Here is a 19204-nt window from a genome sequence, read left to right as displayed (position 1 = left end):
CCGCTCACGGATGAAAGTCAACAGTTGTTGGCCTACAATTGTTGACATGCCTGACCAGGAGATTCCCGCCCGTCGTTCCGACGCAACGAAGGCCGCCATCCTCGAGGCCGCCCGCGCCCGCTTCGCCGCCGACGGCTACGCCAAAGCCACGATCCGCGCGATCGCCGCAGACGCCGAGATCGACCCGTCGATGGTGATGCGCTATTTCGGCAGCAAGGACGGCCTCTTCGCCGCCGCCGCTCAGATCGACCTGGACCTCCCCGACCTGAGTGCCGCCGACCCGAACGCCATGGGCGAGTTGATGATCCGCCGCTTCCTCGAGATCTGGGAGGGCAACGACAACACCGTTCTGCTGATCCTGCTCCGCTCTTCGATCACCGACGAGGCGGTCGCGGCCCGCTTCCGCGAGATCTTCGCCGACCAGGTCCTGCCCGCCGTCCTCCGCTTCGGCACCCCCGCAGACGCCCCGCGTCGTGCCGCGCTTATCGTCACTCAACTCCTGGGCCTGGCCCTGTGTCGGTACGTCCTGCGGCTGCCGCCGGTAGTCGCGCTTACGCCACAGCAGATCGTCACCGACCTCGCCCCCACCCTGCAGCGCTACCTGACTTCGGGGTTGGATCTCCATCGGTAGGCAGGAGTGCATCGGTGCCTTGCGACGCCATTTGAGGCGCGGCCGGCCTACGGCGTCAAGAGTCGGTGAGAACCGGTAATCAGTGCTTCAAAGCGGTAGCGAGACGGGATGCGATCTCGGGAACATCGATCACTGCGCCACTGGCGACGTCGATCATGAGGTTGTACGTGAGGTCTTCGTCGAGAGAGCTCGTGTCGATGCCGTTGTAGGCCAGGAAGACGATCGCGCCAGCGATGGCAAGACGCTTGTTGCCGTCGACGAGTGGGTGGTTGGCTGCGATCGAATGCAGGAGCGCTGCGGACTTCTCCCAGATGCCTGGGTAGGCGTCGGTCCCGAACACGGTGGTTGCCGGGCGCGCGGCCGCCGAGGCGAGCAGTCCCGCGTCGCGTACGACGTACGGCCCTGCCACATCCTCGGCGATTGCTCGCAGGTCGGCGACCGTGAGGTAGTAGATCTCCGCTTCGCTCACTCGGCGAGCCTGTCGAGCAGGCTCCTGTGACGCTCGGCGAATTGTCGCGATAGTGCGCGGACTTGGCTGTTTGCGGTCTCGGCCATCGAATCCGGCACCACGGCCGCTACGCGGCGGCCATGACGGGTCAAGTGCACGACGGTGCCGCTCTCGGCGGCCGCAATCACCTCGGCGAGGCGCTCCCTGGCTTCACTTACCGGGAGTTCCCAGTTCTCGGGCGAGGGGGCTGCAGTCATGCTTTGAATTGTACATCTTGGCCGACAGTTCGTACGAACTGTCGGCCAAGAGTTAGTTCGCCAGTTCCGCGCCGAGGGCGAGGAGGTGGGGAGTTGCGCCGCCGAGGGCGAATTCGTGGTGCTTGGCGGCGGTGAAGTAGTTGTGGGTGATGTGGTCGCGGTCGATGCCGAGGCCGCCGTGGACGTGGACCACGGTGTGGGCGACCTTGTGGCCCGCTTCGGCTGCCCAGAACTTGGCGATATGGATGGCCTCGGCGGCGGGCAGGTCCTCCGACAGGCGCCAGGCGCCCTGGGTGACGGTGAGGCGAAGGCCACCGATGTCGATGTAGGCGTCGGACAGGCGCTGGGCGACCGACTGGAACGAGCCGATCGGCTTGCCGAACTGCTCGCGGGTACGGGTGTGCTCGGCGGTCAGCTCGAGTGCGCGCTCCAGCGTGCCGAGTTGCAGGGCCGAGAGGCCGAGCCAGGCGTGTTCGCGCAGCCAGGTGAGGATGTCGGCGCCCGCCTCGATGCTGCCGAGCAGTTCGGCCGGGGTGGCGGCGAGGTCGACGGCGAACTCGGGGCTCAGGTCGACGACCTGCTGGGCGGTGCGGGTGACCGAAGCGTGCTCCGGATCGACCACGAACACGCCGACACCGGTAGAGGTGATGGCGGGCACCAGGATTCGTTCGGCACGATCGGCGACGGCGACCGTGGTCGCGGTACCGGTGAGCGTCCATCCGGCGCCGGCGGCCTGGGCGACGATCCCGGGTGCGTCGGTGGTGGCGCGCAGTTCCTCGGCCAGCGCGGCGGTGAGCACGATCTCGCCCGCGCCCGCGCGCGCGGCCAGCTGCTGCTGGTCGGCATTGCCGAACTTCGCCAGCGCGCCCGCGCCGAGGACGATCGACCACAGGTAGGGCACCGCGGCGACGACGCGGCCGAGTTCACGCAGGATCGCGGTCTGCTCGAGCATGCCGAAATCGCTGCCGCCCAGGGCTTCCGGCAGCGCGGCGGCCAGCACGCCGGTCTCGGCGAGCGACTTCCAGAGCTGCTCGTCGAAGCGGGCGGCGGTGTCGAGTTCGCGCAGCCGATCGGCGGTGACCAGCTTGGCGCAGATCTCGCCGGTCAGCCGGGCGAGATCGGTCTGGGCTTCGGTGGGAGTGAAATCCATGGGGAGATACCGGCTTTCGGAATCAGCGGGCGGACGCGGGCTGGCGCAGGGCGGTCATGGCGATGATGTCGCGCTGGACCTCGTTGGTGCCGCCGCCGAAGGTGAGAATCAGTGCGGCGCGGTGCATCCGCTCGAGCCGGCCGAGCAGTGCGGCGCCGGGGGAGTCCTGGCGCAGGTACGCGTGCGGGCCGACGACCTCCATCAGCAGGCGATAGGCCTCGGTGGAGAGTTCGGTGCCGTAGACCTTGCAGGCGGAGGCGTCCCACGGCTTCGGCGCGGCCTCGCCGCCCTGATCGGCGCGGCTGGCGATCTCCCAGTTCAGCAGCTTGAGGTATTCGACCTTGGCGTGCACCCGAGCCAGGTTGAGCCGGGCCCACTCCTGGTCGATCACGCGCTTGCCGTTGGGCAGGGTGGTTTCCCGTGCCCACTCCACGGTCTGGGCGACCGCGAGGCTCAGCGGACCCGCCGAGGTGAGGGCGACTCGCTCGTGATTGAGCTGGTTGGTGATGAGCGACCAGCCGCCGTTCTCGGGACCGACCACCGACGAGGCGGGCACCCGCACGTCCTGGTAGTAGGTGGCGCTGGTGTCGGGCCCGGCCATCGTGTGTACCGGCGTCCAGGAGAACCCGTCGACATCGGTCGGCACGATGAGCATCGTGATGCCCTTGTGCTTCTTGGCGGCCGGATCGGTGCGCACAGCCAGCCAGATGTAGTCGGCGTAGGCGATGAGGCTGGTCCACATCTTCTGGCCGTTGATGACGAAGTCGTCGCCGTCGCGCACCGCGGTGGTCCGCAGCGAGGCCAGGTCGGTACCGGCGCCCGGCTCGGAGTAGCCGATGGCGAAGTGCAGCTCACCGGAGGCGATCTTGGGCAGGAAGAACTTCTTCTGCTCCTCGGTGCCGTACTGCATGATCGTCGGCGCCACGGAATTGAGCGTCAGGAAGGGAACCGGCGCGCCCGCGATGGCCGCTTCCTCGACGAAGATCAGCTGATCCATCGTGGTGCGGTCCTGGCCGCCGTACTCCTTGGGCCAGCTCAGGGTGAGCCAGCCGTCGCGGCCCATGTCGCGCACGACCTCGCGGTACACGTTGCCGGAGCCGTATTCGCCGGTCGTCATGCTCAGCGCCGCGCGACGTTCCGGTGTCATCAGCTTCGCGAAATATTCGCGCAGCTCGGCGCGCAATTCTTCCTGCTGCGGCGTATACGCGACGCGCATGCTTCCTACCTCGGTGTCGAGCTGAAAGGGCGGGTGGCGGGGCGCAGGGGGTGAGCCCCGCCGAAACCGATCATTGCATATGAACTGGAACATGTTCCAGTATTGATGGTGATTCGGTGCCTGTTCCGCTTCGGGGACCAGGCTGTCTGGGTTAGTGTCGCGAAGACCGTGTGGAAGGAAGTTCTCATGAAGATCATCGTCGATTTCGACCGATGTGAAGCGAACGGCGTCTGTGTAGGAATCGCCCCTGACATGTTCGAACTTGATGACGACGACATGTTGACCGTCGCCGAGGGCGATGTCGCGCCCGATCGCCTCGCCGATGCGGAGGAGGCTGTGGCGCAGTGCCCCAAGGCCGCGCTGAGGTTGGCGTGATCCGCTCTTGTCGGATGGTGGAACACGTTCTAGAGTCGGCCGAATGAGTGTGACGCAGATTTCATTGGAGGGCCGGGTCGCCATCGTGACCGGTGCGGGCGCGGGGCTCGGCAGGGCCGAAGCTCTCGCGCTGGCGTCGGCCGGTGCGGCGGTGGTCGTCAATGACCTGACCGAGGACGCGGCGGCCGAGACCATCGCCGCCATCCGCGAGCTCGGTGGCAAGGCGGAATTCGTCGGCGGCTCCATCGCCGAGCGCTCGACGGCCGACGCGCTCGTCTCGACCGCGCAGGAATCGCTGGGCGGGCTCGACATCGTCGTCAACAACGCGGGCATCACCCGCGACCGCATGCTGTTCAACATGTCCGACGAGGACTGGGACGCGGTGATCGCGGTGCATCTACGCGGACACTTCCTGCTCACCCGCAACGCGGCCGCCTACTGGCGCGCGGCATCCAAGGCGGCGGGCGAGCCGGTCTACGGCCGGCTGGTCAACACCTCCTCGGAGGCGGGCCTGCTCGGACCGGAAGGCCAGGCGAACTACGGTGCGGCCAAGGCCGGCATCACCGCCCTCACGCTCACCGCGTCGCGCGTGCTGTCCAGGTACGGCGTGCGCGCCAACGCGATCTGCCCCCGGGCCAGGACCGCGATGACCGAGGCGGTCTTCGCCGACGCGCCCGAAGGCGCGGTCGACCCGCTGGCGCCCGAACATGTGGCCAAGCTCGTGGCCTACCTCGCCTCGCCCGCGGCCGATGCCGTGAACGGTCAGGTCTTCGTCGTCTACGGACCGATGGTGGCGCTGATGGCGGCGCCGACGGTCGAGCGGCGATTCGATGCCGCGGGTGCCGAATGGTCCGAGGCCGACCTGGCCGCCACCCTCGGTGGCTACTTCGCAGAGCGCCCTGCGGATCACACCTTTTCGGCGCGCGACCTCCGCGATCTGGGCTGAGCAGTCCAGTCCACGGTTTGCCTGATGTTGGCTGACCGCATACCCCGCCGGATTTGTCTCGCCTGTCGTGTTGATCACCAGTCCAGGTATTGGTAGACATGACCGTCGGGGTGTGTGCCGCCTCACAGGAAGGTCGCCGAATTGAATAAGTATCCGTTTCAGTTTTGACAGCGTTTTACGAGAAAAAGTCCTGCTCTGAGTCTACGAATATGGCAGACATTAGTAGGAACATGTTCTAGTCTTTGGGCAGTCTTCAGATCGGGGTGGCGGTGAAGTACGGGTACGCGGACACATCGGTCCGCCCGTCGAAAGAGGAGGATTCGGTATGAACAACCTCCTTGCTGTCCCGTTGCGGGCGGTCGGCGGATTCTTCGAACTTGGCGCGGAAGTGGCACGCGCCACCGTCCGTAAGCCATTTCAATGGCGCGAATTCATCGACCAGGCCTGGTTCGTGGCTCGCGTCTCGATCGTGCCGACGCTGTTGGTCGCCATCCCGTTCACGGTGCTGGTGGTCTTCACGCTCAACATCCTGCTGCGCGAGATCGGCGCCGCCGACCTCAGCGGCGCGGCCGCCGCGTTCGGCGCCGTCACCCAGGTGGGACCGATCGTCACGGTGCTGATCGTGGCGGGCGCGGGCGCCACCGCGATCTGCGCCGACCTGGGCGCACGCACGATTCGCGAAGAGATCGACGCGATGAAGGTGCTCGGCATCGACCCGGTCAGCCGACTGGTCGTGCCGCGCGTGTTCGCCTCGATGTTCGTGGCACTGATGCTCAACAGCCTGGTGTGCACCATCGGCATCGCCGGCGGCTTCGTGTTCTCGGTCTTCCTCCAGGGCGTGAACCCCGGCGCGTTCGTCAACGGGATTCCGCTGCTGACGAATCTGTCCGAGCTGATCATCTCCGAAATCAAGGCGGGCCTGTTCGGCTTGATCGCCGGAATGGTCGCCTGTTATCTCGGGCTCCAGGTCAAAGGCGGACCCAAGAGCGTCGGTGACGCGGTGAACCAAACAGTGGTATTCGCGTTCATGGCGCTGTTCGTGGTGAATGTCGTTGTCACCGCGATCGGCCTGAAATTCACGGTGCGGTGACCACGATGGCATTCATAGTTCGCAGTAAGTTCCCGCGCACGGTCCGCCGTTTCGACCGAATGTCGAAATCGGTGGATTCCCTGGGCGATCAGGCCATCTTCTACATCAAGGCGCTCGGCTCGGTGCCGCGCGCGCTGGTGCACTACCGCACCGAGACCATCCGCCTCATCGCCGAGATCAGCATGGGCAGCGGCGCTTTGGCCGTGATCGGCGGCACCGTGGTGATCGTCGGCTTCCTGACTCTCATGGCAGGCGGCACCATCGCGGTGCAGGGCTACAGCTCGCTCGGCAATATCGGTGTCGAGGCCCTGACCGGCTTCTTCGCCGCCCTCATCAATGTGCGCATCGCGGCACCGGTGATCTCCGGCATCGGTCTGGCCGCCACGATCGGCGCCGGCGCGACAGCGCAGCTGGGCGCGATGCGTGTGGCCGAGGAGATCGACGCGCTGGAATCCATGGCGATCCGGCCGATTCCGTTCCTGGTCGGTACCAGGGTGCTGGCGGGCATGATCGCGATCGTGCCGCTCTACGCGCTCGCGGTGATCGCCTCGTTCATCGCCAGCCGGTTCGCGACCGTCGTGATCTACGGGCAGTCGGCAGGCGTCTACGACCACTACTTCTCGACCTTCCTCATCCCGAGCGACATCCTGTGGTCGTTCGCGCAGGCGATCGTGATGGCACTGGCCGTGATGCTCATCCACACCTACTACGGTTTCCACGCCGCGGGTGGTCCGGTCGGCGTCGGCATCGCGGTCGGTAACGCGGTGCGGTCGTCGCTGATCGCTGTCGTCACAGTGACGCTGCTGATCTCACTGGCGATCTACGGCACCTCCGGCAACTTCCACCTCTCGGGATAGCGTGATGGACACTTCACGGATCGTTGCCGCATTGCAGGGCGGGCTCGGGCGCAAGCTCGCCGCGCTCACGATGGTCGGCTTGCTCGTCGGGCTCGCGGCCTTCGCGTTCGCCCTCTTCCAAGGCGCGTTCACCACCACCGCCAAGGTGCTGGTCGACGCTCCCCGCTCGGGCCTCGTGCTCGACCCCGACGCCAAGGTGAAGGTGCGCGGCGTCGAGATCGGCCGGGTCGCCGAGATCAACCTGCGCGACGACGGCGCGCAGATCCTGCTCGAGGTCGACCCCGAACAGCTGAAGCTGGTGCCGTCGAACGCGGGCGTCGACATTCGCTCGACCACGGTGTTCGGCGCCAAGTACGTGAACTTCGTTGTCCCCGAACAGCCGTCGTCCAGCCCGCTGAAGCCGGGCAGCACGGTCGCGGCGACGTCGGTGACGGTGGAGTTCAACACGCTGTTCCAGCACCTGTCCGATGTGCTCGCCCAGGTGGAACCGGAGAAGCTCAACGCCACGCTGACCGCGCTCGGCACCGCACTGCAGGGCCGCGGCGACAAGTTCGGCGACCTGCTCGTCCGCTCGGATCGCTATCTGCGCGAGATCAACCCCTATCTGCCCACGCTGCAACAGGATCTGGACAAGACGGCCCAGGTGACCAATATCTACGCCGATGCCTCCGGCGCGCTGCTGCGCACCGTGGACAACGCCACGGTCACCGCGAAGACGCTGTCGGAGATGCAAGCCGAGCTCGACAATGTGCTGGTGAACGTGATCGGGCTGTCCGATACCACCGGTTCGGTGCTGCGGGAGAACGAATCCGACCTCGTCACCGCGCTCGACCTGCTGCGGCCGACGACCAACCTGCTGTTCGAGTACGCCCCTGCGCTGAGCTGCATCATCAACGGCCTCGGTCCGCTGATGCCGTTGGCCGAGGAGGTATTCGGCGGCGTGCTGCCCGGCGTCGGTATGAACGCCTCGCTCATGCCCGGCTCCAAGCCCTACACCTACCCCAAGGACCTGCCCAAGGTGAACGCCACCGGCGGACCGCATTGTGAGGGCGTGGTCACCCGCGCACCGGACAGCCACTCGAACTATGTGGTGACCGATACCAGTCAGGGCACGGTGTACACACCCAGTACCGCGCCGCTCGCGTTGAACGACAGCGCACCAAAGGTTTTCCAGCTCTTGCTGGAAGGACTGCCGGGAGTGACACGGTGAGAAACACGGCGACGACAGTCAAGCTCGCGATCTTCACCGTGGTGATGACGCTGGTGTTCGCCGGCTTGGCGATCGTGCTGAGTCAGGCACGGTTCTCCAGCGAGAACGGGTACAAGGCGGTGTTCACCAACTCCTCGGGCATGCTGCCGGGGTCGAAGGTGCGGATCGCGGGTGTGCCGGTCGGCTCGGTGACCTCGGTGAAGGTCGGCGACGACGATCTCGCCCATGTCGAGTTCGACGTGGACACCAAGTACTCGGTGCTCTCCAGCACCCGACTGGCGATCAAGTACGAGAACCTGGTCGGTGACCGGTACCTGGAGCTGAAGGAAGGCCCGGGCTCGGCCCGCGAGCTGCCCGCCGGCGCCACCATCGGCAAGGAGCAGACCACGCCCGCACTGGATCTGGACCTGCTGCTCGGCGGCTTCAAGCCGCTGCTGCGTGGGCTCGATCCCGGTCAGGTCAACGACCTGACCTCGGCGCTGCTGCAGATCTTCCAGGGCCAGGGCGGCACCCTGGTCTCGCTGCTCAACAGCGGTGGCAGCTTCGCCAAGACCCTCGCCGACCGCGATGCCCTGATCGGCAGCGTGATCGACAACCTGAACACCGTGCTGGCCACCATCGACGATCGCGACGAGCAGTTCGCCACCACGATCGACGAATTGCAGCGCCTGGTCAGCGGATTGGCCGCCGAACGCGACCCGATCGGCGCCGCGCTACCGCGGATCGCCGGTGCGACAAAGGAACTCAACGACCTGCTGACCACCGCCCGCCCCGACCTGCGCAACACGATCGAGCAGACCGGCAGGCTGGCCACCAACCTCGACAACGGCTCCGACCACCTCCAGTGGGTGCTCGAGAAGCTGCCGCAGACCTACAAGCAACTCGTCCGCGTCGGCGCCTACGGTTCGTTCCTGCAGCTGTACATCTGCGGCACCAACTTCGTTGTCGACGGCCCGAACGGTCAGCCGATGGAAGTGAAGGCGCCGGGCCTGCAGGCGACCGGAAGGTGTACGCCCAATGAGTGAGAAGAAGTCGTCGGCCGTCACCATCGGCATCGTCGGCATTGTGCTGGTGGTGACGATCTCGCTCGCCACCCTGCAGTACACCAAGCTGCCGTTCATCCGCTCCGGCGCGACCTTCACCGCGTTCTTCGTCGACGCGGGCGGGCTGGTGCCGGGCGACCCGGTGCACGTGGCCGGCGTGCGTTCCGGTGAAGTCGGCCAGGTCTCGCTCGACGGTCCCAAGGTGCTGGTGAAGTTCACCCTCGACGAGTCGATCGTGCTGGGCCAGAAGACATCCGCCGCGATCAAGACCAACACGGTCCTCGGTCGCAAGTCCCTGGATGTGGTGCCGACCGGACAGGGCGCGCTGCGTACCTCCGACACCATCCCGCTCGACCGGACCACCTCGCCGTACTCGCTCAACGAGGCACTCAGCGACCTCGGCGCGACCGTCCGCGATCTCGACATGGATCAGGTCGACAAGACCCTGGATGTGCTCTCGGCCGCCTTCGCCGATACACCGGGCCCGTTGCGCAACGCCCTCGACAGCGTCACCGCACTCTCGCGCAGCATCAATACGCGCGACCAGGCGCTCACCGATCTGCTCGGCCGGGCGCAGAACGTCACCAAGGTGCTGGCCGACCGTAGTTCGCAGCTCAACGCGCTCCTGCTCGACGGCAACAACCTGCTCGGCGAACTCGACAACCGCCGTGCCGCCATCAACCAGCTGATCGTTTACGTCGACTCGGTCGCCAAGCAGCTCTCCGGGCTGGTCGCCGACAACGAGGCGCAGATGAAACCGACACTGGACCGGCTCAATTCGGTGCTCGGCCTGTTGCAGCGCAACAAGGAGAACCTGTCGGAGGCGCTGGAGGGTATCGGCCCCTACGCCTCGGCACTCGGCGAGCAGGTCGGCAACGGTCCGTGGTTCAACGCCTACGTGGTGAACGCGACGAGTACCGAGCTGCGTCCACTGGTGGACGCGCTGGTCTGGCCCGAGCACCTGCCGCAGGACCTGATCGACATCTTCACGCACCCGGCGCCGCCGAGCATCGTGCCGACCGAGGAGGATCCGCCGCGATGAGTGGTATCGCATCGAAAGTCCGTGGCGTGCCGCGTTGGACGCTCGCGGTCGCCGTGGTGGTGATCGTCGCGCTGGTCGCGGTCGGGGTCTACACCACCCTCGGCATCGGCAAGACCAAGATCACCGCCGCCTTCACCTCGACCACCGGCCTGTACGCGGGCGACGAGGTGCGGATGCTCGGAGTCAAGATCGGCAAGATCGACTCGATCGAGCCCGGCGAGGGCCGGGTACAGGTGCGGATGTCCGTCGACCGCGGCATCGACCTGCCGGCCGACGCCCGCGCCGTGCTGATCGCACCTTCGCTGGTGTCGGCCAGGTTCATCCAGCTCGCGCCCGCCTACGACGGTGGCCCGAAGATGGCCGACGGCGCACAGATCCCGATCGAGCGCACCGCGGTCCCGGTGGAGTGGGACGACATCAAAGCCGAACTCTCCAATCTCGCCACCGCTCTCGGTCCGGTCGGCGACGACCAGCAGGGCTCGTTCGGGCGTTTCGTCGACACTGCTGCGAACAACCTCGACGGCAACGGACAGAAGTTCCGTGACACCCTGCACGAACTGTCGGCGACGCTGAATACCTTGTCCGACGGGCGAACCGACCTGTTCGGCACCATCCGCAACCTGCAGAAGTTCGTCGAGGTGCTCTCGGCGAGCAACGAGCAGATCGTGCAGTTCGGCGGCCGCCTGGCCTCGGTGGCCTCGGTACTCGCGGGTGCGTCGGAGGAGCTGGGTGCGGGACTGGACAGTCTGGATGTGGCGCTCGCCGATGTGAAGCGCTTCCTCGAAGGCAGTGGCGCCGAGCTCACCGACGGTGTCGAGCGGCTCGCCGATGTCACCCAGACGCTGGTCGACAAGCGGCCGGAGATCGAACGGCTGCTGCATTCCGCGCCGACCGCGCTGGTGAACTTCTACCAGATCTACAAGCCGGCTCAGGGCTCGCTCAGCGGCTCTGTGTCACTGAACAATACGTCCAGCCCGCTGACCTTCCTCTGCGGTTCCATCCGCGCGCTCGAGCACAACGACTCGGACCGGTCGGCGGATCTGTGCGCGGAATTCATCGCTCCGGTGATCAGTTCGCTGGCGATGAACTACGTGCCGATCATGCTCAACCCGGTCGGCGGCACGCAGGCCCTGCCCGGCCAGTTGACGTACAGCCCGCCGAGTTTGGCCGCGGAGGTGCCGTCCGCGCCTGCGTCCCCGGCGACGGCTCCGATCACCGTGCCGAACGGTCTCGCCGGACTCGCGGTTCCAGGAGGACAACGATGACGCCCCAACGCATGCTCGCCGGGTTGGCGGTGGGCGTCGCCGTGACGCTCGGCGCGACCGGCTGTCAGTGGGACGGGCTGAACTCGCTACCCATGCCCGGCTCCGAGGGCTCCGGCCCCGGTTCGTACACGGTGCGGATCCAGATGCCCAATGTCACCACGCTGACCCGGAATTCGCCGGTGCGCGTGGACGACGTCGAGGTCGGCAATGTCACCGGGATCGACGTCGAGGGCTGGCACGCGCTGGTCACGGTGTCGCTGAATCCCGAGGTGAAACTGCCCGCCAACGCGATCGCCAAGATCGGGCAGACCAGCCTGCTCGGCAGCAATCACGTCGAACTGTCCGCCCCCACCAATACGCCCGCCGTGGGGCAACTGCGAAATAACGACGTGATCCCACTCGAGCGGGCAGGCGCCTACCCGACCACCGAGCAGGTGCTGTCTTCGCTGTCGGTCGTGCTCAACGGCGGCGGCATCGCCCAGCTCGAGACCATCACCAGGGAGATGAACGCGGCGCTCAACGGTCGCGAGGCCGAGATCGCGGACCTGCTGCCGCAGCTCAACGAGCTGACCACCGGCCTGGACAGGCAGACCGGCAACATCATCGCCGCGATGGAGGGCCTCGACCGGCTGGCGGGCAACTTCGCCGACCAGAAGGACGTGCTGGCCCGCGCGATCGACGACATCCACCCGGCACTGACCGCGCTCGCCGACCGCACCGCCAACATCACCAGGGCGGTCACCGCGCTGGGTGAGCTCAGCGATGTCACCGAGCGGATCATCCAGACCAGCGGTGACGATCTGAAGGCCAACCTGGCCAGCCTCGGCCCGGTGCTGGAGACCCTGGCGAACACCGGCACCAACCTCGTCGACGCGATGGGCATCATTCCCTCCTTCCCGTTCCCGATCAAGAACATCGGCAACGCGATCAAGGGTGACTACCTCAATCTCTACATCACCTTCGACCTGACCGGTAAGCGCTTGGACAGCAACTGGCTCACCGGTACTCCGCTCGGCGGCCGCTTCGGTGGGGTCGAGGGCGTGCTCGGTAGTTTCGCGCCTACGACGGCGACCGACGCGGGCGATCCGACGAAGCTCCCGCAGGCACCCGCACCCAGTGCGGCGCCGACGCCGACCCTGCCCGGACTGCCGTCCATTCCCGGCCTGCCCTCCATCCCCGGAATCACCGTGCCGTTGCCCGGCCAGGAAGGGGCGGGACGATGAAACTCACCAGGTTCGTCCACGTTCAGCTCGTGATCTTCGCGGTACTCACCGTGGTTGGTCTCGTCGTGATGGGCGGGACATACATCCAGCTACCCGCGATGTTCGGGATCGGCCGCTACGGGGTGACGGTCCAGCTCGCCGCCACCGGCGGGCTGTATCCCACCGCCAATGTCTCCTACCGCGGCACCAATATCGGCAAGGTCGAGGCGGTGCGGCTCACCACGGCGGGGGTCGAGGCGGACCTGTCGATCGACAGCGATTACAAGGTGCCGTCGGACTCGATCGCCTGGGTGCGCAGTGTTTCGGCGATCGGCGAGCAGTACGTCGACCTGGTGCCGGAGGCGAATTCCACCTCGGGCGACCTGCGCGACGGTTCGGTGATCCCGGTGCAGCGCACCAAGCTGCCTCAGGACGTGGGCTCGCTGCTCGACCAGACCGACAAGCTGCTCTCGACCGTCGCCGATACCCGGCTGCGCCAGGTGATCGACGAGGCGTTCCTGGCGTTCAACGGCGCGGGCCCCGACCTGCAGCGGTTCATCGACTCGGCGGCGCTGCTGGTGCAGCAGGCCGAAACCGATGTGGAACCGACGAAGAAACTGCTCGATCAGATCGGTCCGCTGCTCGACACCCAGGTCCAGTCCGATGCCAATATTCGTTCCTGGACAACAGATCTCGCGACCCTCACCGATCAGCTCCGCGAGTCCGACCCGACCTTGCGGAACCTGTTGCGCGACAGCCCGTCCGCGATGCAAAAGGTGACCGAGCAGTTCCAGAGTCTGCGTCCGACGCTGCCGCTGCTGGCGGGCAATCTGGTGAGCCTCGGCCAGGTGGGGGTGACCTATCACGCTGGTCTCGAACAACTTCTGGTCGTCTTCCCGCCGTTGATCGCGGCGTTGCGGACGGTCCTGCGCGGACCCACCAAGTACGGCGCGATGGTCGACTTCATGACCGTGGTCCACGACCCGCCCGCCTGCACCACCGGCTTCCTGCCCGCCGACCAGTGGCGTGAGCCGAGTGATTTCAGCCCGATCGACACTCCGGAAGGGCTGTACTGCAAGGTAGCTCAGGATTCTCCGATCGAAGTGCGCGGTATTCGCAACAGTCCGTGCATGGAGTATCCCGGCGTCCGGGCGCCCACTCCCGAACTGTGCCGGACGGGGTACGTGCCGCAGGGCACGAACCCGCCGTTCGGCGCGCCGCAGCCGGTAGCCCCGGCCTCGGCCCCCACCGGCGCGTCCACCGGCGGAGTCACCCCCGCCGCCGCGCGCCCCTATGATCCGTCCACGGGCAGCTATCTTGGCCCGGACGGACGCATGTACCGCCAAGGTGATATCGCCTCCGATGGCTCGGGCACTGTCCCGGCCAGCTGGCAGGCGATGTTGGAGGAGCAGCAGAGATGAGTGAAAGCAGCAACGGCCGGCCGCGTAGGCGGGCAGCTAGGTCGGCGGGTCCGCCGGTGGAGGATGTGCAGGTCGTCGACGTGACAGTCGACGCGGGTGCGGTCGAATCGGCCGAGGTGGCCGATGCCGAGGTGGCTACGGCCGAGGAAGCCACCGTAGTCGCGGCTCCTGTCGAGTTGACGAAGGCCGCGGTGGTGGACGAGGAGGCCGACGATGATTCGGCCGAGCTAGACGAAGAAGATGCGAAGCTGACGCGGCTCGGGCAGATCATCGGGCTCGCCGCCGCCGCGGTGCTGGTGTTGGCGCTGGTCGTCGGTGCCACGTTCACTGCGCTCGCGGCACGGTCGGGCAATCAGGACGAGGATCTGCGCGCGCAATACACCCAGACCGCCCGGCAGGCGGTCATCAACCTGACCACCATCCGCGCCGACTCCGCCAAGGAGGACATCGACCGGATTCTGGCGGTGGCCTCGGGCGAGTTCAAGAACGAGTTCGACGGTCGCGTCGACCCGTTCATGGATGTGGTGAAGCAGGCGAAGGTGGTCTCCACCGGCGAGGTCGTCGAGTCGGGGATCGAGTCCGTCGACGAGAACTCGGCCAAGGTGCTGGTGGCCGCGAAGCAGATGGTGAGCAACACCGGGTCGGCCGAACCGCAGTCGCGCCAGTATCGATTCCGGATCACCGTGTCGAAGGGCGATTCCGGGATGACCGTGTCGAAAGTGGAGTTCGTGGGATGAGCAAGCGAATCAAGATCGTCTTCGGCGCCCTCGCGGCGGCTGGTGTGATCGCGGCCGTCATCCTGGGCGTCAGCGGGTATCAGCTGTGGCAGCAGGACAAGACCGAGCAGGCGCGCACCGACGCGATGAGCACCGCGAGCCGGACGGTGAGCGCGATGTTCACCTATGAGCCCGCCACCGTCGACACCGAGTTGCCGAGGGCGGCCGACAATCTCACCGAGTCGTTCCGGGCCGACTACCTGAAGCTGATCGAGCAGGCCATCGCGCCGGGCGCCAAGGAGAAGCAGCTCACCGTCAAGGCCACCACCCAGGCCGAGGGCGTGGTCTCGGCGGATCCGGAACACGCCGTCGTCCTGCTGTACCTGAACCAGCTGACCACCAGCAAGGACTCACCTGAGGGCGCCACCTCGGGCAGCCGGGTGCGGGTCACCCTGGACAAGGCGGACAACCGCTGGCTGGTCGCTCAGGTCACGCCGGTCTGATCGATGCACGCCGCGACCAGCCGGCTCGGTGCTCACGCTGAGCCGGCCTGGTCGCCGCGTGGCAGCCGCACGGCGAAGGTCGCGCCACCACCCGGAGTGTCCTCGACCTGAACGGTGCCGCCGTGGGCCGCGACGAGTGCCGCCACGATCGACAGGCCGAGTCCGCTGCCGCTCGTCATGGTGGCGTTGCTGTCGCTCGTGCCGCGGCGCGTACGGGAGATATCCGCACGGTAGAAGCGTTCGAAGACGTGGTTCGCGTCTTCGGTGGTGAGGCCGGGGCCGGTGTCGACGACCTCGAGGCCGACTTCGTCGGTGGCTGGGGTCAGGCGGACGGTGATCGAGGTGCCGTCGGGGGTGTGGGTGCGGGCGTTGTCGAGGAGGTTGGTGAGGACCTGGCGCAGGCGGTGTTCGTCGCCGCGGACTTCCAGGGTGCCGGTACCTTCGGCGATGTCGAGGGTGATCGGATGGTGTCGGCCCGCGGCGGCTTCGACCGCGCGGGCGCTGTGCACCGCGTCGCCTGCCACGGCCAGCAGGTCCACCGGGCCCAGTTCCACGGGCCGCTGGGCATCGAGTCGGGCGAGCATGAGCAGGTCTTCGACCAGCAGGCCCATGCGCTGTGCCTCGTGTTCGATGCGGTTCATGAACATCGCGGGGTCGGTGGTCGCGCCCTGACGGTACAGCTCGGCGAAGCCGCGGATCGTGGTGAGCGGGGTGCGCAGTTCGTGACTGGCGTCGGCGACGAAACGGCGCATCTTCGCCTCGGAAACGCGCGCGGCGGTCTCGGAGGCCTCGGTGGCGGCGAAGGCCTGCTGGATCTGGGTCAGCATGCTGTTCAACGACTGTGACAGTCGATCGACCTCGGTGACGTTGCCGTGCACCGGGATTCGATGATGCAGCTCGCCACCGGCGATCGCCGCCGCTGTCGCCTCGACCCGGTGCAGCGGTCGCAGACTGCCGCGCACCACGAAATAGGCCGCGATGGCCAGCGCGATCAGCACGATCGCGCCGACGATCAATTGCAGCACAACGAGATTGCGCACCGTCTCGATGTTCTCGGCCAGCGGCCACGCGACCGTCGCCGTGGCGCGATGACCGTTGACAGTGAGCACCCGCCACTGATCGCCCGAATCGTCCGTCGAGCCGACCGTAATCGGCTGTAGCGCGGGCGGATCGGGTAGGTCGGGCTGGGAATCGGTACCGAAGACGTTGTCGAGGCGCACTTTTCGGGTGCCGTCCGTGCTCTCGGCCGTCACGAAGTATCGCCCGGGCGGCTGTCCGGACTCCGACGAGGGCGGCGGCAGATTCGGCGCGGGCAGCCCCACCCGCCGCTCCCACTCCATCGCCGCGTCCTGCAACTGCTGATCGGTGCGGTTCTGCAGCGAGTTCTCCATCGCCTTGGTCACCACGAAACTCGAAGCGACCAAACCGAATCCGGCCAGCGCGACCAGCATCAACACCAGCGTCACCCGCAGGGGAAGTCTGCTCACCGCGTCGGCTCACGCATCACATAGCCGACACCGCGCAGCGTGTGGATCAGCCGCTGCTCGCCGGTGTCGACCTTCTTGCGCAGGTAGGACACGTAGGTCTCCACCACGCCCACCTCGCCGCCGAAGTCGTAGCGCCACACGTGATCCAGGATCCGGGGCTTGCTCAGCACGCTGCCCGCGTTCACCATGAAATAGCGCAACAGCGTGAACTCGGTGGGGGACAAGGCCACCGGCTCGCCGGCCTTCCACACCTCGTGCGTGTCGTCGTCGAGTTCGATATCGGCGAAGCGCAACCGGGTGCTCGCCTTCTCGGGTTCGGCATGGCCCGCGCGACGCAGGATCACCCGCAGCCGCGCCACCACCTCCTCCAGGCTGAACGGCTTGGTGACGTAGTCGTCGGCGCCGAGGGTGAGCCCGGTGATCTTGTCGTCCACCTCGTCGCGCGCGGTCAGGAACAGCACCGGCGCGTCGATCCCGTCGGCGCGCAACCGGCGCAGCAGGCCGAAGCCGTCCATGCCGGGCATCATCACGTCGACGATCAGCGCCTGCGGGCGGAACGTGCGCGCCCGATCCAGCGCCTCGGCGCCGTCGGCCGCCGTCGCCACCTCGAACCCCTGGTAGCGCAGGCTCACCGCCAGCAGCTCGACGATCATCGGTTCGTCGTCGACGACGAGTACCCGCGCCTCGGGCACATCAGGCACACCGCTCATGCCCCTATGCTCCACCACCCCGCTGGGAAGTGGCTGGACCGACGCTGTGAGGTCGCTGTGTGCCGCTAGCGTTGGTCGGCGGGGTAGGTCTGCTCGTCGCTCATCAGCGCCGAACCCGCCACATTGCCCTGCGACAGCGCGTCGAGGAACGCGCGCGCCCAGCGTTCGACATCGTGGGTGAGCACCTGGCGACGCAGGGACCGCATCCGGCGGCGCTTGGTGTCGCGATCGTCGTCGAGGGCGCCGATGATCGCGTCCTTCACGCTGTCCAGGTCGTGCGGGTTGCACAGGTAGGACTGACGCAGCTCGGCCGCGGCGCCGGTGAACTCGCTCAGCACCAGGGCGCCGTTGAGGTCGCTGTGGCAGGCCACGTACTCCTTCGCCACCAGGTTCATGCCGTCGCGCAGGGGCGTCACCAGCATGGCGTCGGCGGCGATGAAGAATGCGATCAACTCGTCGCGGGGGATCGGGCGGTGCAGGTAGTGCACGACCGGGTAGCCGACGCGGGCGAATTCACCGTTGATCCGGCCCACCTGACGTTCGATGTCGCCGCGCATCTTGATGTAGCTCTGCACGCGTTCGCGGCTGGGGGTGGCCAGCTGCACCATCACCGTCTCGGTCGGATCGACGCGGCCCTCCTCGAGGAGTTCCTGGAGCGCGTTGAGCCGGATGTCGATGCCCTTGGTGTAGTCGAGGCGGTCGACGCCGAGCATGATGTTCTTGGGATTGCCCAGCTCCGCACGGATTTTCGCGGCTCGCTCGCGCACCGAACGACGCCGCGACGACTCGTCGAGTTCGGCCGAATCGATCGAGATGGGGAACGCGCCGACGCGTACCGTGCGGAAACCGACCTGCACGACACCCAGTTTCGAGCGAACCCCGATCGTGCCGCGGGAGGTGGGCTGACCGGCCAGTCTGCGGGCCAGGTAGAGGAAGTTCTGCGCGCCGCCGGGCAGGTGGAAGCCGATCAGGTCGGCGCCGAGCAGGCCCTCGACGATCTCGGTGCGCCACGGCATCTGCATGAACAGCTCGACCGGCGGGAACGGGATGTGCAGGAAGAAGCCGATGGTCAGATCGGGGCGCAGCATGCGCAGCATCTTGGGAACCAGCTGCAGCTGGTAGTCCTGCACCCACACCGTGGCGCCCTCGGCGGCCACCTTCGCGGTCTCCTCGGCGAAGCGCCGGTTGACCTCGACATAGGCCGCCCACCACGCCCTGTCGTACACCGGGCGCACGATCACGTCGTGGTACAGCGGCCAGAGCGTGCCGTTGGAGAACCCCTCGTAGTAGTCCTCCACCTCCTGCGCCGTGAGCGGCACCGGATACAGCTCGAGCCCGTCTTCGATGATCGGCTCGACCTCGACATCGGGCACACCTGCCCAGCCGACCCAGGCGCCTTTGTTGCTGCGCAGCACCGGTTCCAGCGCGGTCACCAGCCCGCCGGGGCTGCGCTTCCACCTGGTGGTGCCGTCGGGCAGGCGCTCGAGGTCGACCGGGAGCCGGTTGGCGACGACAACGAATCCCGAACCAGCGCCGTTCGGCACGAGGGTTTCACTGTTTTCGGACGGACGGTCGTTGGACGGTTGATCGATCATTTGGTCCACTCACGCATCCTTATGCGTCGCAGGGGTGCGC

At 66.9% G+C, this 19204-nt stretch carries 20 protein-coding genes; 13 read left to right on the top strand and 7 right to left on the bottom strand.

What is annotated here, in order from left to right:
* Positions 1-46 precede the first annotated feature (46 nt).
* Complete coding sequence (locus ACWFRF_RS13280; protein WP_379315299.1) at positions 47-631, top strand: TetR/AcrR family transcriptional regulator; 585 nt, start codon at positions 47-49, stop codon at positions 629-631.
* Positions 632-710: 79 nt separating this feature from the next.
* Here ACWFRF_RS13280 and ACWFRF_RS13275 read toward each other — a convergent pair whose 3' ends face one another.
* The 4 genes from ACWFRF_RS13275 to ACWFRF_RS13260 are packed head-to-tail and all read right to left on the bottom strand — an operon-like array spanning position 711 to position 3702.
* Positions 711-1100, bottom strand: a complete 390-nt coding sequence (locus tag ACWFRF_RS13275) for a type II toxin-antitoxin system death-on-curing family toxin (RefSeq protein WP_379315298.1) — start codon at positions 1098-1100, stop codon at positions 711-713.
* Positions 1097-1336 carry a type II toxin-antitoxin system Phd/YefM family antitoxin gene (locus ACWFRF_RS13270; protein WP_378990641.1) on the bottom strand — a complete coding sequence of 80 codons (240 nt, stop codon included), beginning with the start codon at positions 1334-1336 and terminating at the stop codon, positions 1097-1099. Before ACWFRF_RS13270 ends, ACWFRF_RS13275 begins: the two co-directional genes overlap by 4 nt.
* A gap of 52 nt (positions 1337-1388) precedes the next feature.
* Positions 1389-2486 carry an acyl-CoA dehydrogenase family protein gene (locus ACWFRF_RS13265; RefSeq protein ID WP_378990640.1) on the bottom strand — a complete coding sequence of 366 codons (1098 nt, stop codon included), beginning with the start codon at positions 2484-2486 and terminating at the stop codon, positions 1389-1391.
* A gap of 22 nt (positions 2487-2508) precedes the next feature.
* Positions 2509-3702, bottom strand: a complete 1194-nt coding sequence (locus tag ACWFRF_RS13260; RefSeq protein ID WP_378990639.1) for an acyl-CoA dehydrogenase family protein — start codon at positions 3700-3702, stop codon at positions 2509-2511.
* 186 nt (positions 3703-3888) lie between these two features.
* On the opposite strand from ACWFRF_RS13260, the gene ACWFRF_RS13255 reads away from it, so the two are divergent.
* The 12 genes from ACWFRF_RS13255 (at position 3889) to ACWFRF_RS13200 (ending at position 15372) form a co-directional block, all read left to right on the top strand.
* Positions 3889-4077 (top strand): ferredoxin, encoded by a 189-nt coding sequence (locus ACWFRF_RS13255; RefSeq protein WP_056819344.1) that lies wholly within the window; start codon positions 3889-3891, stop codon positions 4075-4077.
* A gap of 43 nt (positions 4078-4120) precedes the next feature.
* Positions 4121-5023 carry a 3-oxoacyl-ACP reductase gene (locus ACWFRF_RS13250; RefSeq protein WP_378990638.1) on the top strand — a complete coding sequence of 301 codons (903 nt, stop codon included), beginning with the start codon at positions 4121-4123 and terminating at the stop codon, positions 5021-5023.
* A gap of 325 nt (positions 5024-5348) precedes the next feature.
* Positions 5349-6113 carry an MlaE family ABC transporter permease gene (locus tag ACWFRF_RS13245; protein WP_358180900.1) on the top strand — a complete coding sequence of 255 codons (765 nt, stop codon included), beginning with the start codon at positions 5349-5351 and terminating at the stop codon, positions 6111-6113.
* Positions 6114-6118: 5 nt separating this feature from the next.
* A complete protein-coding gene (locus tag ACWFRF_RS13240) occupies positions 6119-6970 on the top strand; it encodes an MlaE family ABC transporter permease (protein WP_056819342.1) in 852 nt (283 codons plus the stop codon).
* A 4-nt stretch (positions 6971-6974) separates the two neighbouring features.
* Entirely contained in the window at positions 6975-8180 is a 1206-nt protein-coding gene (locus ACWFRF_RS13235) for an MCE family protein (protein WP_387446281.1), read from the top strand.
* The gene (locus tag ACWFRF_RS13230) at positions 8177-9205 is read left to right on the top strand and encodes an MCE family protein (protein WP_378990635.1); all 1029 of its coding nucleotides are present in this window, start codon (positions 8177-8179) and stop codon (positions 9203-9205) included. Before ACWFRF_RS13235 ends, ACWFRF_RS13230 begins: the two co-directional genes overlap by 4 nt.
* Entirely contained in the window at positions 9198-10265 is a 1068-nt protein-coding gene (locus ACWFRF_RS13225) for an MCE family protein (RefSeq protein ID WP_452450123.1), read from the top strand. Before ACWFRF_RS13230 ends, ACWFRF_RS13225 begins: the two co-directional genes overlap by 8 nt.
* Positions 10262-11530 (top strand): MCE family protein, encoded by a 1269-nt coding sequence (locus tag ACWFRF_RS13220; RefSeq protein ID WP_387446282.1) that lies wholly within the window; start codon positions 10262-10264, stop codon positions 11528-11530. Before ACWFRF_RS13225 ends, ACWFRF_RS13220 begins: the two co-directional genes overlap by 4 nt.
* A complete protein-coding gene (locus tag ACWFRF_RS13215; protein WP_378990632.1) occupies positions 11527-12753 on the top strand; it encodes an MCE family protein in 1227 nt (408 codons plus the stop codon). The genes ACWFRF_RS13220 and ACWFRF_RS13215 overlap by 4 nt, the downstream gene beginning before the upstream one ends.
* Positions 12750-14153, top strand: a complete 1404-nt coding sequence (locus tag ACWFRF_RS13210; RefSeq protein WP_378990631.1) for an MCE family protein — start codon at positions 12750-12752, stop codon at positions 14151-14153. The genes ACWFRF_RS13215 and ACWFRF_RS13210 overlap by 4 nt, the downstream gene beginning before the upstream one ends.
* Entirely contained in the window at positions 14150-14890 is a 741-nt protein-coding gene (locus ACWFRF_RS13205) for a hypothetical protein (protein WP_452450121.1), read from the top strand. Before ACWFRF_RS13210 ends, ACWFRF_RS13205 begins: the two co-directional genes overlap by 4 nt.
* The gene (locus tag ACWFRF_RS13200; RefSeq protein ID WP_378631700.1) at positions 14887-15372 is read left to right on the top strand and encodes a h domain protein; all 486 of its coding nucleotides are present in this window, start codon (positions 14887-14889) and stop codon (positions 15370-15372) included. Before ACWFRF_RS13205 ends, ACWFRF_RS13200 begins: the two co-directional genes overlap by 4 nt.
* A 32-nt stretch (positions 15373-15404) precedes the next feature.
* Here ACWFRF_RS13200 and ACWFRF_RS13195 read toward each other — a convergent pair whose 3' ends face one another.
* From ACWFRF_RS13195 to ACWFRF_RS13185, 3 genes are all read right to left on the bottom strand, one after another.
* The gene (locus tag ACWFRF_RS13195; RefSeq protein ID WP_452450120.1) at positions 15405-16859 is read right to left on the bottom strand and encodes a sensor histidine kinase; all 1455 of its coding nucleotides are present in this window, start codon (positions 16857-16859) and stop codon (positions 15405-15407) included.
* Positions 16856-17569: a response regulator transcription factor gene (locus ACWFRF_RS13190; protein WP_378990627.1), complete on the bottom strand. Its 714-nt coding sequence runs from the start codon at positions 17567-17569 to the stop codon at positions 16856-16858. The genes ACWFRF_RS13195 and ACWFRF_RS13190 overlap by 4 nt, the downstream gene beginning before the upstream one ends.
* A 65-nt stretch (positions 17570-17634) precedes the next feature.
* Positions 17635-19164: an alpha,alpha-trehalose-phosphate synthase (UDP-forming) gene (locus ACWFRF_RS13185; protein WP_378990802.1), complete on the bottom strand. Its 1530-nt coding sequence runs from the start codon at positions 19162-19164 to the stop codon at positions 17635-17637.
* Positions 19165-19204 lie beyond the last annotated feature (40 nt).

The sequence above is a fragment of the Nocardia sp. NPDC055165 genome, from assembly GCF_053606985.1.
This window is presented reverse-complemented; position numbering and strand designations above follow the sequence as displayed.

Coding starts and splice junctions, on each gene's coding strand:
- ACWFRF_RS13220 (WP_387446282.1), top strand. CDS start 10,262: ATGAGTGGTATCGCATCGAAAGTCCGTGGCGTGCCGCGTTGGACGCTC.
- ACWFRF_RS13245 (WP_358180900.1), top strand. CDS start 5,349: ATGAACAACCTCCTTGCTGTCCCGTTGCGGGCGGTCGGCGGATTCTTC.
- ACWFRF_RS13235 (WP_387446281.1), top strand. CDS start 6,975: ATGGACACTTCACGGATCGTTGCCGCATTGCAGGGCGGGCTCGGGCGC.
- ACWFRF_RS13210 (WP_378990631.1), top strand. CDS start 12,750: ATGAAACTCACCAGGTTCGTCCACGTTCAGCTCGTGATCTTCGCGGTA.
- ACWFRF_RS13265 (WP_378990640.1), bottom strand. CDS start 2,486: ATGGATTTCACTCCCACCGAAGCCCAGACCGATCTCGCCCGGCTGACC.
- ACWFRF_RS13205 (WP_452450121.1), top strand. CDS start 14,150: ATGAGTGAAAGCAGCAACGGCCGGCCGCGTAGGCGGGCAGCTAGGTCG.
- ACWFRF_RS13190 (WP_378990627.1), bottom strand. CDS start 17,569: ATGAGCGGTGTGCCTGATGTGCCCGAGGCGCGGGTACTCGTCGTCGAC.
- ACWFRF_RS13255 (WP_056819344.1), top strand. CDS start 3,889: ATGAAGATCATCGTCGATTTCGACCGATGTGAAGCGAACGGCGTCTGT.
- ACWFRF_RS13250 (WP_378990638.1), top strand. CDS start 4,121: ATGAGTGTGACGCAGATTTCATTGGAGGGCCGGGTCGCCATCGTGACC.
- ACWFRF_RS13270 (WP_378990641.1), bottom strand. CDS start 1,336: ATGACTGCAGCCCCCTCGCCCGAGAACTGGGAACTCCCGGTAAGTGAA.
- ACWFRF_RS13200 (WP_378631700.1), top strand. CDS start 14,887: ATGAGCAAGCGAATCAAGATCGTCTTCGGCGCCCTCGCGGCGGCTGGT.
- ACWFRF_RS13260 (WP_378990639.1), bottom strand. CDS start 3,702: ATGCGCGTCGCGTATACGCCGCAGCAGGAAGAATTGCGCGCCGAGCTG.
- ACWFRF_RS13215 (WP_378990632.1), top strand. CDS start 11,527: ATGACGCCCCAACGCATGCTCGCCGGGTTGGCGGTGGGCGTCGCCGTG.
- ACWFRF_RS13185 (WP_378990802.1), bottom strand. CDS start 19,164: ATGATCGATCAACCGTCCAACGACCGTCCGTCCGAAAACAGTGAAACC.
- ACWFRF_RS13225 (WP_452450123.1), top strand. CDS start 9,198: ATGAGTGAGAAGAAGTCGTCGGCCGTCACCATCGGCATCGTCGGCATT.
- ACWFRF_RS13240 (WP_056819342.1), top strand. CDS start 6,119: ATGGCATTCATAGTTCGCAGTAAGTTCCCGCGCACGGTCCGCCGTTTC.
- ACWFRF_RS13280 (WP_379315299.1), top strand. CDS start 47: ATGCCTGACCAGGAGATTCCCGCCCGTCGTTCCGACGCAACGAAGGCC.